Consider the following 13,866-nt stretch of genomic DNA (forward strand, 5'->3'; position numbering starts at 1 on the left):
ATTAAAAACTGTCCATGTAATAATACTTTTCTCTTATCGGGATAAGAAAAAGATAAAAGGGCACTTTGAAAATCTTATATCCCTCATCGATTCAACACAAGTTTGCTATTGTTAATTTCGAGAAATAAAATTCTAGTAAATAAAAACAGCGATATTAAACAAATATATCTCCATAAATAAGCCCTAAAAGGGTGTACTATTTTTTTACAAAAAAGTTATAAATCGTAAAAGAGCTAGCAAGATTTCTACTTTCAAACAAAAAAGACGTTAACGAAATAATTTTCAACTTTTATTAATATATAWAAACATCCCATAGCATCTTCAAAAAAGTCATTTAAGCTCTTCTCTCTCATACAGTATAAAGCATTAAAATTTTAATTTTAAAAATGAATAAAATGCACTTACAAAATAAGTCAACCCATCAGATTTATAAAAACATTATAAGCAACACGAGAGTGCTATAAAACTAGCTAAAACCAGATGCAAAGAATATGAAAAATGCGATGATTCCCCAAAGTACTGAAAAACAATCTTCATGCTTAACTTTCATAATAGTGAGCTGATTTTTTTCTCCAATAGGGTAGATCACAATCATATCTCTATTTCGATTAACTATATTTTCCTCTTGATTAGTCAAAGACAATTCTCTTTGAAAGAAAGAGAAAGCAGTATTTACATGACTTTCTGTAACTGGTACAAAAAAAAGGATAAATAATACAAAAATATAAAAATTATTTTTAATTATTTTCAACATGAATTCACACTACCATATTTTTCTTTAAATAAGCATAGTGTAATAATAACAACAAAATCTGTAAAGACAAAAACGATTAACTAAGAGTTCATTTTATATATACTACATATTTAATTTAATGGTATATTTAATATAATTGTCATTAAAATTTGAAAAATGATAAAGAAATCTATGAGAAAATTGCGTTTTTGAAGAACCTGCTTCAAGATAAGCACATTGAAAAAATAGCCCTTGAAAACCGATATTAAACAATAAGCTTATCAACCGCTCATCTTAAAATCAAGATACTGATTTATAATCATAATCTATTGTTTTGCATTTTGAATAAAAGACTTAAAAATTATAAATTTCCCTTAAATATTAATGCTGTTTATATTGAATCAATCAAATTTATTTGCTTGTAGATCACAAACGAGAGCGGTGTGTAAGTCAAAAAACTTGAAGAAAAAATACCGCTTATGAGGTATTTTAAGGACCGAGTGCTATTGTAAAAATCGGAAGTTGATAAAATATATGATGACACCATCTTTTTACTTCAAAAACTATCAAGACGAGAGTGTACAATGTTTTTTATTATAAGGAGTTTTGTTATTATATGGATTTACCATTATACGATTTGACGCACAGCATTTGCAAAATAGGCTTAGAATACCTGATTGTTTCTTTAAAATAAGCGATGTGCAATACAATTTATAATGGCGGAGGATTCTGTTTATAATGAGAGACTGTTTATCATGGTTTCAACAGTGTTTCTTCTTTATCATCTTATAAGCGCGTCAAGATCTCTGCAATTTCACGACTCTGCGCGTCGAATAGTATACATTCATTGAGCTCCACCATCTCGACTCTTAACAAAAGAGCAAGCTGGTAACAAAAGGATAAACCGGCACCCTCACACCCTTTGCCAGCGCGTGGATGTTGCAAACCACCCCTTGGCATTTGAGATGGTTCATCAGAGGCATGCTTTTCTTGTACATTTTTATTCCGCATAGCAAGCCCCCACACACAGAAAATCCATTTGTAATGTGCAAAAGACATGACTTTTATTGACTCAAGATAGAACAGGTTTGAAATAAGAGAAACTTACGATAATAGAGCCCCTCATTCAACATAAAAATCTTTCAAGACACTGTTCAAAGTAAAATGGACAAACATTCCTATCCTTTTGTAAGATGTCTATGTAAACTTGAATAAAGAACGCAAGAATCTTGATTGAAACCAAAGTCTGTACCCTTGTAGCCTTCGCTACCACAGAAATGTTTTGCTTATCCTAAGCTCCATAACAGAAAGAAGCGTATTAAATTTCATCTAAAATTATCTTTTTAAGACATCATGAAAAAATATTTTTCATGACATGATGTGAAGTATTTAATCTACCTAAATATTGATTTATCAAAAATAAAAAGACATATCAAAAACGCTTACAAAAGATACTGATTTTAGAAGAGCTGCCGCATATTATGTCAAAAACTATGTTCGTTTTTTTCAATAAAATCTTCGTTTCTGTTAAAAAAAGCCCTCATTTTTAGAACATCCCCATGGAATGTAAAAATACACTTAATTTGCGTTTCTGTTATAGATAGATTAAACAGTAACAGCACCTTTGATTACTTTGTCTGTATTAACTTCATCTTTTGGGCAATAATTTATGATATCTCACACGCCTTTTCTAGCTCTTTTGCCTTTGGGCGCACACGAATATCACGGAGAGCACCTTCCCTTTGAAACCGACTGGATTATTGCTGAAGCTTTTGCAAAAGCCCTCACTTTACAAACAAAAGAACAACTTCATATTGCACTTTTACCGGTTGAAAAGATTGGCTATTCTATAGAACATATGGATGTTACAGGCACACAAACCCTTACCTTTTCTGACGCAATCAAGCGCTGGATAAAGATTGGTGAAAACTGCTATCACAAAGGGATCAACCGCCTTCTTCTTCTCAATGCTCACGGAGGCAATTCACCTTTAATGAGCATTGTTATCACCGAATTACGAAGACGTCTTTCCATGTTCGCTGTCGCAACAAGCTGGAGCCGTTTTGGTTTACCACAAGGTCTAATAGAACCTTCTCAACAGCATCTTGATATCCATGGAGGTTTTATCGAAACCTCTCTTATGCTCTATTTAGCTCCAGAAAAAGTCCATATGGAAAAGGCTAAAAATTTTCATAATAAACAAGCGGATATGATTGCTAATTATCGGTATTTACGCGCTTATGGTCCTCATGCCTTTGGCTGGACAATGCGTGATCTCAACACGCAAGGTGCAGCAGGAAATGCAAGCAAAGCAACACCACAAGCTGGTGAAGCAATATTTTTTCATGTTCTCTCTCAGCTTCGTGATTTACTTGATGATATCAATCGATTTAATATAAACTCATGGCAATAAAGATCAATAAAAGGTCCACTCATGGAAACGCCCTCCCCCAAAAAACTTCCTGTTACGGTCCTCACGGGTTATCTTGGTGCAGGAAAAACCACCCTACTCAATCGCATTCTCAGTGAAAATCATGGCAAACGTTATGCCGTCATTGTCAATGAATTTGGTGAAATTGGGATTGATAATGATCTGATTATTAAATCAGATGAAGAAATTTATGAAATGAATAACGGCTGTGTTTGCTGTACTGTACGTGGCGATCTCATTCGCATTCTGGAAAGTCTGATGCAACGCTCTCATCGATTTGATGCAATTATTATAGAAACAACAGGGCTTGCTGATCCCGTTCCTGTTGCACAAACCTTTTTCATGGATGATACTGTCCATGAAAAAACAACCCTTGACAGTGTCATAGCGGTTGTTGATGCAAAACATTTCCCCTCTCAACTGAAAAACAGTCGTGAAGTTGAAGAGCAAATTGCCTTCGCAGACATCGTTCTTTTAAATAAGAGTGACCTCGTCACGGTACAAGAATGTGCCCATGCTGAATCTCTTATTCTTGCGATTAATCCTCGCGCTATACTCTATACCACACAGCGCACCAATATTCCTCTTGATAAACTTCTCAATCGTGTTTTTTTTGACCTCCAACGAACTCTAGACCATGAGCCTCATTTTCTTAATCACGAGCATACAAACCAAGATGGAGATCATGTGTGTGGCCCCGATTGCCATCATGACCATCATCATCACACATCCACCATTCATGATATTAGCATAACTTCTATAAGTTTAAAAACAGGTTCTCTGCAACCAGAAAAGTTTTTCCCTTGGATCCAACAGCTTACCCAGCAACAAGGACCTGATATCTTGCGTCTTAAAGGCATTATTGCCTTTCAAGGAGATGATGATCGTTATGTCATTCAAGGCATTCATATGCTGCTTGAGGGACAACACCAACGCCCATGGCGTGAAAATGAAAAACGAGAAAGCCGCCTTGTTTTTATCGGACGCTCTCTTGATGCTGAAAAGTTAAAAACTGGTTTTGAAAATTGCGCATAAAATGAGTGACAATGCCAAACATTACCCATTATAATCTCCAAAGTTACTGCCTTTCTTGTGGTTTTATAGGCAATAAACCAGCCTTTGTTTCCGTGGAAGGTTTGATCGTTTTTTTAACCCCAGCCCCACAAATCTTTGAAGTTCATCAAGGAATAATTTCAAGTCATTTTTCCCATGACAATACTGTAATTGTCACAGGGGGAGAAGATGGAAAAGTCTGTCAAACAAGAGCAAATGGTCATATAGAACTGCTCAGCCAAAAAGAGGGAAAATGGATCAATAACGTTGTTTTTGGTCCCCAAAAATCTTTTGCCTTTTCCTCCTCACGTCTCGCATTTGTACATGTTGGAAAAGAACAACAAGAGCTCACACATGAGCGCAGTGTAGAAGGTCTGGCTTTTGCCCCAAAAGGTTTACGACTTGCCGTTGCCCATTACAATGGCGTCACACTTCATTGGTTATCAACGCAAACATCTCCCACCACATTGGTATGGAAAGGCGCTCATTGTGGTGTTATCTTTTCACCAGACAACCGCTATGTCATTTCCACGATGCAAGAAAATGCCTTGCATGGCTGGCGTCTGACTGATCATCAAAATTTACGCATGAGTGGCTACCCAAGCAAAGTCAAAAGCTGGTCTTGGAGTGCAAAAGGAAAATGGCTCGCAACATCAGGGGCTTCTGCCGCAATTGTTTGGCCCTTTCATACAAAAGACGGCCCCATGGGAAAAACACCCCTAGAACTTGGAACGCGAGCCAATACACTTGTTAGCACCGTTTCATGCCATCCAAGTGAAGAGATTGTCGCCATAGGTTTCAATGATGGAATGATTTTAGCGGCACATTTTCGCGATGGAAAAGAAGCCCTGCTAAAAGGCTATGGAAAAAGCGCCATCTCAGCACTCAACTGGGATCAAAAAGGGCACAATCTCACTTTTGGCAGCGAAAATGGTGAATGTGGTGTGATCAATATCACTGATTAAACCAAGCACCAACGCGTACAACCATCACCGATAAAAATTCCTATGAAGTCCTTGAGAAATTTCAACCCCCGCGCATCTCTACAGCGCGCAGAAATCCCAAGCACGCTCCCTCCAAAAAAATCTCCTCTCCCCAAAAAGCAATCTCCAAACCCTTCTATAATCATGAAGTCTTCCATCTCCCTAATCTCCCCCCTTTAGATAAGAAAAAGCTTTCAACATATTTTTTAACCTTTTAACATTGTTCCCTCCACACAAGAATACCCCCTCATAAGACCAAACCACCCCATCGCCTATAAAGCCATCTCTCTATCATAACCTATGCCATAGGCTATAACTCCCATACAGGCACTTTTTTCTTAGTACTTCAGAAAAATATAGCTTCTATTATCATCGAAAAAGCCTATTTATTCCCATGATCAGAAGAAGAAAACTCTATTTTTCTAAATAAAAATTTTTAACCTCCGTTCCACAGCTCAAAGGACAAAACTTTCAACTCATTCTGATTGACAATTCGGCTTCTTATCTCAACATATCAAGTTGGTTTAACAAAGAGCATTCATTGTTTACATGTCGAATGAAAGCTCTTAAAGTTGTAAAATTTTCTCATTTCAAATCTGTTTATATTGAATCAACCAAGACCATTTGCTTGCACATTACAAACAGAGAGAACCGTCTCGATATAAAACATTTCAGAAAGAACTCAAAATACTTCCTATGAACAGTTTCGAGGACTAAAGCCACCGCAATTGGAAGCGAGAAAATAGAATGATAATGCCCACTTATTACAGCAATAAAAATAATTTGTATCTTATTAGAGTTCTCTTAGCATTTATCATTGGCAAAAAGAAAAAATACCCCTAAAAACACGATAAAGCATACTTTAATTTTTATTATAGTTGCCCTAAAATTCCCTCTGTCTTTTCTAAAAAGATAAGTATTTACCCAAAATACCCAAGGAAACATCTTAAAAAAGAAAACAAATAATATGTGTATTGGCTGATATAAATGTGAATAAAGACCACAAAACTTAAACGTGTAATCTATAAAAATTAATAAAAAACGGACAAAAATAAGCATCAATACTGCTTCTTTTAAAAGAGTATACCACAAACATTCAAGCTTCTCACCTTCGCAATGAAATCTGTCTTCATATTATAACATTGAAAATTTTAAAAAAATTCCTCATCATAGAAGAAGAAAGCATATTGAGTATCTTCAATCATAAATCAAAAAAATCATGTATTGTAATGTGTTATATCAAACAATAACTATATTGATGAAGCAAAGTGAATTTTCACATATTAAAAGGCAGAAAAATCTTCTGCCTTTCATATAAAACTACACAGTGCAGCTCTTTTAAAAAAGATAGCGCAATCCAGCAGAGAAACTCGCTCCAGAAAAACCAACTTTCTTCAACCGATGCTGATAAGTGACATCTCCATGAAGGGAAAGTTTTGAAGAAAGACGCGCATTAAATCCAATCCCTACTTCTAAAGAAGAGCCAAAAGCACCTAACTGGAAATCGTTTTTAAAAGAAACAAATTGCTTATCTTCAAAACTATGCAAATAAAAAAGCTTACTATAAAAAGAAACCTCACGCCCCTCTTGAGAAACACCTAGTGTCTTGCTTAAACGCCCACCAACACGCCCCACCCATTGATGAAATTTTCCTAAATCAACATTAAGATTATCAACATCATACGCTTGATGAAACTGAAGATGCTGATAAACAACCTGAACCTGTGGATCAAAAACAACACCTTTATAGCCTATTGAAAACGTTTTACCACTTGTGAAAGAACCACTAAACTGTTTCCCTTTTAACGCCACAACTTTGCCCCGTGCAAGGGTCAAAACATCTCCTCTAAACAAACCATAAGAGAAGACCCCATCCATATAAAAACCGGTATCATGCTGAAAACTTCCATAAGCAGCAACAGACCATTTATCAAATGAACTCTTTTTACTATGCTCAACATCTTGAGGATGCAGAGAAAAGCTTCCATAAGTGCCCAACACCCCAAACAATGTACGACTGTATACATTCTCAATCTCGTTCAACAAAACACCTGCTTCCAGTGCCGTATAATCAAATTCGGCTCCATAACCATATTCAAAAGCAGATAAATTTGAAGCATAATGATAACTTCCACCATAACCGCGAACAAAAAAGGCAGAATTTTCATCGTCTTTCCAAGAAGAATGAAAAGCATTCCGCATTATCTCCAACTTCTTATTGTGCGTAGTCAGATCCATCAAACCAGTTTGGAACAAGGCATTAGGCAACAAAAGATACGTTGGCAATTGCGGAACAACAGCTCTAATTCTAGGATTAGATTTCATATCAGGCTTAACAGCAACAGAATCCGTAGGCGAAGGAGAAACCGGATCAGAGAGTATAGAAGAGGAGTTTGTTTCACTGGATGAAGATGAAGGAAGATCCGTAGAAATAGATGTTTCAGGTAAAGACGGTGTAGATGGTACAGACACTGAATCAATAGAAGGAGATTGTTCAGACGAAGAAGGCGAAGAATCTATAGGTAAAATAGTCCCTGTTGATGGTCCAGAAGAAATAGTTTCTGTTTCAGGTGAGGATGGTAAAAGTTTAGGATCTAAAGACGAAATGGGAGTAACCCTAGACTCAGGAGAATCTGATTTAGAATCAATATAAACACTTTCAAGACGGAAATCCCAGAAATCACCGCTCCCAGCAACCAATCTATTCTTTGAATCTGCTTTCCCACGAGAAGAATCTGGACCATAGCCACGAAGCTGATATTGATAAGGTAAGCCATTTATTATAGCATAATTGCTGTTTAGTTTAAAAGAATCTTCTTTTGCCTTTCCAGAAACTTGAATAAGTGAAATACTATCATCTCCTTTCTTACTCACCTCGTTATTGGAATCTTTCAGAAAATTTTCTATACGGATTACACTCGTCCCATGAGCATTTCCATAAATCAAAATACGGTCAGTTCTTTGAGGATCAAATGAGCCGTCTTTGTTCACAAACATACTCATCTTAATCTGAACATTACCCTCTGCCTTATAGGCTTCTTTATCATATTGTACCTTATCTAATAACATTATGCCATTTAAATCATTTCCTTCTCTAATATACACTTTTCCAATATACAATGTTTGATAATCTTTAGATATCAATTTCTCAAAAACAAGTGTACTATCAGAAAGTTCTATAGACGAAAGTGATGAATCTACAGGAAATGCTTCCTGCAAATCGACATGTTTCCTTTTGATTAAATGCCATGAAGAACCATGCATTAACTCTAAATGAACACTCGATATATCTTCAACACGAATACCTCCTCTAAGCATAGAATTATTTGCTTTCACCAATAGAGAAGAATTATGTTCAGCATTTAGCAGTAAATCACTAGAGATCGTTGTTTTTACTAACTCAATGGTAGCTTCAGCTCCATAACCATCATCTCCCGTACTATAAATGGCAATACCATCCGGCACATGAACAGTTGTCTCTGACAAATAAACAGATGCCTCTCCAAACAAAAATTTTTCCGTTTCTGAACGTTTATCATCATCTAAATTCAACTCATCAGCCCATCTGATTAGATCCAGCCCATAAAAATAAAAACCATTTGTTCCCTTCCCCTGCACAGAAATGTCTGATTTTTCAATCTTAATGTTTGTCTTCTTTAACTCATCTGATAAACCATATTGGTGGATTAATTTGCCATTGTTATAAGCATAGCCTGAAGAATTCTTAATCAAGAAACCATTCATATCCGTAAGCTGAACAGAACTATCCCTCAAATGAACGTCACCACCTTGAGAAATATCAAAGGCTTCTGAAAATTTATCAACATTTCTCTCATCGACAACAGTCGTGTATTTCTTTCCGCTTCCCTGAATATTTGTCGTATCAAGAAGATATCTTCCCCCAAACCTTGTTGAAAATAAGCTTTCCTTTTTAAAAGTAATCGTACTACCTGAGATCCTAACGTAGGCATTTAATTCACTAACAAAACCGCTCCCCTTTACCGCCAAATCATTTAACTCAATCTCATTTAGCTTCAAACTATCTGGCTCAATCTCAATATTTACATTAACTAAAGCAATATCTGCTTTTTCCCCAGACGCATAAACAGCACGCGAACCTCCTTGAATAGTCCCGTCCGTCATACGAATAACTGCATTATTAGCTTTAAAACCAAGTGTATTTTTAAAATTTGAATTGGTTAGAATAAGCTCCGCACCATTTGTCACATGTGCACCATATGCAGTTATTTGATCTAGATTATCGCCTATAACATTTATCTGAGAAGCATCCACAACAGTTTCTATTTTTTCTACAAATATAGCTGCCCTAGGCGTAGTACGAGGAGAGTTATCTTGAGAAACTTTTAAATGATAAGTTTTATCTCTAAACTTGTGTTTTTTACCATCATTACATACATAGAGACTCTCCGTTTCATCACAGAGAGTTTTAGAATTATTAAGATTTGCATTAATATTTGTGATTGGCAAAAAAGAAACAATAGCCGTTGTAATAAATAAAAATTTATAATCTCTAAATACACTAACCATAAGTCTACTACATTTTCCCCTTCTCCCTCCCCTAAATAAAACAGAAAATACTCACAATAACGCTAACTTAAATACAAAAACAGTGTAAAGTACAAAACTTTAATATTCATTTTGTACTTTACGCAACACTTTATAACTTATTTAAAAGTCACTTTATATTTCATAGGCGTCTAAAAACGGTAGCGAAGACCACCAGAAAAACTTATCCCAGAAAAACCGCCTTTGCTCAACTTATGCTGATAAACCAAATCACCATGAAATGCTAATTTTTGAGATAATTTCGCATTAAGCCCCAATCCAGCTTCTAGAGAAGAACCAAAAGCCCCCAACTGGAAAAAATCTTTAAAGCGCACAGATCTTTCTTTGCCAAAATCATGGGCAAAATGTATCTTGCCATAGAAAGAAACATCACGATCATTTTCAGACGCAGCAAGAGTTTTCATCAAACGCCCACCAATACGCACCATCCATTGATCAAGTTTACTCATCTCAATATCAAAATTATCAATGTCACGAGCCCCATCAAACTGAAGATGTTGATAAACAACCTGAGCCTGTGGATCAAATACAAGACCTTTATATCCTGTAGCAATTGTCTGCCCCCCTCTCAATGACATACTTAAAGGATTACCCTTCAAGGTTGTGGTCTTACCCCGTGCTGTTGTTAGAACATCTCCCTTAAACAAACCATAGGATAAAAGACCATCGACATAGAATCCCACATCATGCTGCATGCCGCCATAGACTGTGGCAGTCCATTTATCAAATGTACTTTTTTGACTTTGTGCAACATCTTGAGGTTCTAGAGAAAGCTTTCCATAAGATCCCATAACCCCAAAGGATAGAGCACTGTCAACATTTTCAATTTTTTGAAGCAAAACACCTGCCTCGATGGCATAGTACCTTAGATCGCCTCCATAACCATACTCAAGCGGGGACAAATCTGGAGTGTAACGGTAACTTCCCCCATAACCACGTAAAAATGAAGCAGGATTTTCACGACCTTCGATCATTCCACTGGAAGTGTTCCGTAATATTTCTAACTGTTTGTTCTGATTACGAATATCCATCAAACCAACGTGGAGCAAACTATTCGGCAAAAGCAGATAAGTTGGGACTTGCGGTACAACAGCTCTTACACCTCGCCCAGATGGAGGAACATTTTCAATCTTAGAAATATTATCAGCAGGAGGCGCTGGAATAGCATCAGCAGAAGGTGCTGGAATAGCATCAGCAGAAGGTGCTGGAATAGCATCAGCAGAAGGTGCTGGAATAATATCCTTAAAAGAAACGTATGTAGGAGGTGTACGTTTAGAAACCATAGGAGTTTGTCTATGATCAGCAGATGTTTGAACATATTCATTTTCTAAACGAAAATTCCAAAACTTTCCCCCATTCTGAGCAAATCTCTGTTTAACATGCTCCGCCCCTTTAGTAGCTTCTGGTCCATAAGAACGAAGAACATATTTATAAGGCGCACCATCTAATGTCACATACTCTCCATTCAATTGAAAAGAGTCATGTGCTGCATTTCCATAAACTTGAATAATTGAAACACTATGCGCTTTTTCATTTTTTTCTTTTAAACCTCCCGCAACCCCTTGTATATTGACTATAGTTCTTCCCTTAACATCACCATGAATAAGAAGCCGATCCGTTACTTGACGACCACTTGTATCATGAGGATTTAAACGAGCATTCAAATGAATCCAAGCATCACCAAAAGCTACATAAACAGTATCCTTTCCATCTCCAATATAAAGGGTTTGATATGCATGAGCCGTTCCCGCTTTCGGCTCTTCAAAAACAATAGAACTATTATAAAGATCTACCGATGAAATAAATGAAACACCTCTATAATGAGGATCTTGTAAATTTTTATGTCTTGGTTGCAATAAAGCCCACTGTGATTTATTGTCTAAGTCAAGGTGGACTTCAGAACTATCATCAACCTGAGTTTGACCGACAAGTGCAGAAGCACGAGCATGAATCTTTAGAGAAGAGCCCTTATCAGCCTTCAGCAACAAATCTCCAAAAAGCTTTGTGTCCTTTAAATGTATGGTAAGATCTTTCTGTTCACTGCTATAAATAACCATACTATCTGGAACGATAAAACGCGTCTTAGTCAAATAAACACGCGATTTTCTCTCTAACTGATACTCTGAAGCTGTCTCACCTTCAAGTCGCATACCATAAACTGCATTCCCCCTTACTGTAATATCGGAATCTTCAATCACAACCTGATAATCTTTATCGCCATTTCCTTGCAATAAAAAACCATGAGCATCCGTAACATCAATAGAACCTTTCTTCGAATCATTATTCACAAATATAACAGGACCACTTCTATATGCATGAACAGCAGCACGATCACTCTGATAACCTGCACTCAGCTCTTGTGCCCCCTTGCCATTACCACCCTTATCACTAATAGAGACCCCCCTTAAACCAGCACTCCCTCCTTCTTCTATCTTAACTCCAACCTCACCTAAACTAATATGTGTGTTCACTAAACGAACTTTACTGTAAAATTGTTCTCTTCCAGAGTTTTGAGCTTTTCCTTTTGCAATAGCCCCTACTTTGATTGCATCAATCGATCCACCAAACATGGCGAGGGAACCACTTCGAGATGCCTCTACCCCCACTAAAACGCCACTCAACGTGGAATCATCAGTCAGCATGACCGTCGCCCCTTCTGATACCTTTACACCATATTGCCAATTGTTCTTTTCTAAATCTTTCGTTTCATCCACAATACCCTTAACAGTTATATTTTCACCCCTAATTACTGTTCTTTTTTGAGACGCCTCTATGGCTACTCCATGAGCACTATTAACATTTTGATCTGTGAGCGAATAAACTTTATCCTTAATTTCATATATTCTACCATCATTACAATGATAAAATCCGGCATTCGCATCACATGAAGACTGATTTTTTCCAGAAGAGACTTGAGATTTAGTATTACTCGCAAATACATCAACATTGTGCGTAGAAAAAAGAAGTGCCGTTGTAAAAGTAAATAAAGAGAAACGATTTTTAAATAAATTTACCATAATTTTGCCTCCCTTAATTAAGAGAAATATGCAACGTACCAAAAAACTTAACCAAAAGAAATTTAATCCATTTTAATTTAAAGTATTGGATCTGGTATCACTTTTTGTGTTTTATGTAAATAACTAAAATACAGTATAAATTTTTTGTTTTTATAAAAAAATCTGTAAAAAATAGAACTGAAAAATAAGAGAAAAATCATCTTTAAAGTTGTTGTTCAAAAACAACTTTAAGAGGTTTATGTGCGTTAAAAGCCTACTTTAACTGATCCTCAATCAATACTCAAAGCGCATATAATCAATATATTTTGGATAAATATCATATTGAAATAATATGCACTCTACAAACAGTATCACATTGATTTATAATGTTTATTTATCGTTACTCACATTGAATCCCCCCTGAATACCGTAAAGTTCTCTTATTGAAAATCTATGTATAGCTGAATCAATAAAAATCATTTTCTTGCACGTCATAAACGGAGAGAACATAAGAGCCAAATTGTATAAAAAAGGACTAAAATGCCTCTAATAAACCATCTCTTGTGCCAAAAGCTATCACAAAAGAGCTGTCACAATTCGCAATATTAGGAAACAAACAAATCTTAAGTATATGCCCAAATTATGAAAAAAAGAGAGCATATCTGTCTATTTTTAGGCAAAATTTATAGAAATACAGCCTCATTGAAAAAGAGGTGGAAAGTGTAAAAGTCAACATCAGTTCCTATTTTCACCATTTCCTTTTCATTCAACTCTACAATATTCAAAAGCATTCAGAGCCGTATTTTTAACACGTGAAGATGACACATAACTTCAACTTTTAGTTATTATCATCTATAAAATACAGCTTTCAAAAAACAATACCTCATTATGTCTTCAATCGCCAATTTTTTCAAATATATCTCATTTTTCCCACCATTTCACAACAGCACCAAATATATAATATAAAGCATCATCGAATACGGTCCTCATTACGCTTGAGGAGTATTATTTTCTTGATCAATTTCTAATGCTGTAAGTCCTATCTTCCAAATACAATTCACAAAGCTATATTGCCACTGGCCT

Annotated in this window: 8 protein-coding genes; 3 read left to right on the top strand and 5 right to left on the bottom strand. The window is 36.0% G+C overall.

Going from position 1 to position 13,866, the window contains the following annotated elements; translation table 11 throughout:
• Positions 1 to 466 precede the first annotated feature (466 nt).
• On the bottom strand, positions 467 to 754 hold the full coding sequence (locus CEV08_RS06485; RefSeq protein WP_100130871.1) for a hypothetical protein: 288 nt from the start codon (positions 752 to 754) through the stop codon (positions 467 to 469).
• Between the two features lie 765 nt (positions 755 to 1,519).
• The gene (locus tag CEV08_RS06490) at positions 1,520 to 1,744 is read right to left on the bottom strand and encodes a hypothetical protein (RefSeq protein WP_143434456.1); all 225 of its coding nucleotides are present in this window, start codon (positions 1,742 to 1,744) and stop codon (positions 1,520 to 1,522) included.
• Positions 1,745 to 2,402: 658 nt separating this feature from the next.
• Here CEV08_RS06490 and CEV08_RS06495 point away from each other — a divergent pair.
• From CEV08_RS06495 to CEV08_RS06505, 3 genes are read left to right on the top strand one after another with little or no spacing between them, the layout of a single operon-like run.
• Positions 2,403 to 3,146, top strand: a complete 744-nt coding sequence (locus tag CEV08_RS06495) for a creatininase family protein (RefSeq protein WP_100130873.1) — start codon at positions 2,403 to 2,405, stop codon at positions 3,144 to 3,146.
• Positions 3,147 to 3,167: 21 nt separating this feature from the next.
• Complete coding sequence (locus CEV08_RS06500) at positions 3,168 to 4,199, top strand: CobW family GTP-binding protein (protein WP_100130874.1); 1,032 nt, start codon at positions 3,168 to 3,170, stop codon at positions 4,197 to 4,199.
• 11 nt (positions 4,200 to 4,210) lie between these two features.
• Entirely contained in the window at positions 4,211 to 5,182 is a 972-nt protein-coding gene (locus tag CEV08_RS06505) for a WD40 repeat domain-containing protein (RefSeq protein WP_100130875.1), read from the top strand.
• Here CEV08_RS06505 and CEV08_RS09680 read toward each other — a convergent pair.
• From CEV08_RS09680 to CEV08_RS06525, 3 genes are all read right to left on the bottom strand, one after another.
• Complete coding sequence (locus CEV08_RS09680; protein WP_100130876.1) at positions 5,179 to 5,358, bottom strand: hypothetical protein; 180 nt, start codon at positions 5,356 to 5,358, stop codon at positions 5,179 to 5,181. The genes CEV08_RS06505 and CEV08_RS09680 overlap by 4 nt on opposite strands.
• Before the next feature lie 1,180 nt (positions 5,359 to 6,538).
• Positions 6,539 to 9,748, bottom strand: a complete 3,210-nt coding sequence (locus CEV08_RS06520) for an autotransporter outer membrane beta-barrel domain-containing protein (RefSeq protein ID WP_100130878.1) — start codon at positions 9,746 to 9,748, stop codon at positions 6,539 to 6,541.
• Positions 9,749 to 9,918: 170 nt separating this feature from the next.
• Positions 9,919 to 12,804, bottom strand: coding sequence for an autotransporter outer membrane beta-barrel domain-containing protein (locus tag CEV08_RS06525; protein ID WP_100130879.1), 2,886 nt, complete (start codon positions 12,802 to 12,804; stop codon positions 9,919 to 9,921).
• Positions 12,805 to 13,866 lie beyond the last annotated feature (1,062 nt).

Origin of the sequence: Bartonella tribocorum (assembly GCF_002778015.1) — a bacterium.
In the GTDB taxonomy this organism is placed as follows: domain Bacteria; phylum Pseudomonadota; class Alphaproteobacteria; order Rhizobiales; family Rhizobiaceae; genus Bartonella; species Bartonella tribocorum_B.

What these genes read in the sequence shown, in the direction of transcription:
- CEV08_RS06485 (WP_100130871.1), bottom strand. Translation starts at nt 754, where the DNA reads ATGTTGAAAATAATTAAAAATAATTTTTATATTTTTGTATTATTTATC.
- CEV08_RS06490 (WP_143434456.1), bottom strand. Translation starts at nt 1,744, where the DNA reads ATGCGGAATAAAAATGTACAAGAAAAGCATGCCTCTGATGAACCATCT.
- CEV08_RS06495 (WP_100130873.1), top strand. Translation starts at nt 2,403, where the DNA reads ATGATATCTCACACGCCTTTTCTAGCTCTTTTGCCTTTGGGCGCACAC.
- CEV08_RS06500 (WP_100130874.1), top strand. Translation starts at nt 3,168, where the DNA reads ATGGAAACGCCCTCCCCCAAAAAACTTCCTGTTACGGTCCTCACGGGT.
- CEV08_RS06505 (WP_100130875.1), top strand. Translation starts at nt 4,211, where the DNA reads ATGCCAAACATTACCCATTATAATCTCCAAAGTTACTGCCTTTCTTGT.
- CEV08_RS09680 (WP_100130876.1), bottom strand. Translation starts at nt 5,358, where the DNA reads ATGGAAGACTTCATGATTATAGAAGGGTTTGGAGATTGCTTTTTGGGG.
- CEV08_RS06520 (WP_100130878.1), bottom strand. Translation starts at nt 9,748, where the DNA reads ATGGTTAGTGTATTTAGAGATTATAAATTTTTATTTATTACAACGGCT.
- CEV08_RS06525 (WP_100130879.1), bottom strand. Translation starts at nt 12,804, where the DNA reads ATGGTAAATTTATTTAAAAATCGTTTCTCTTTATTTACTTTTACAACG.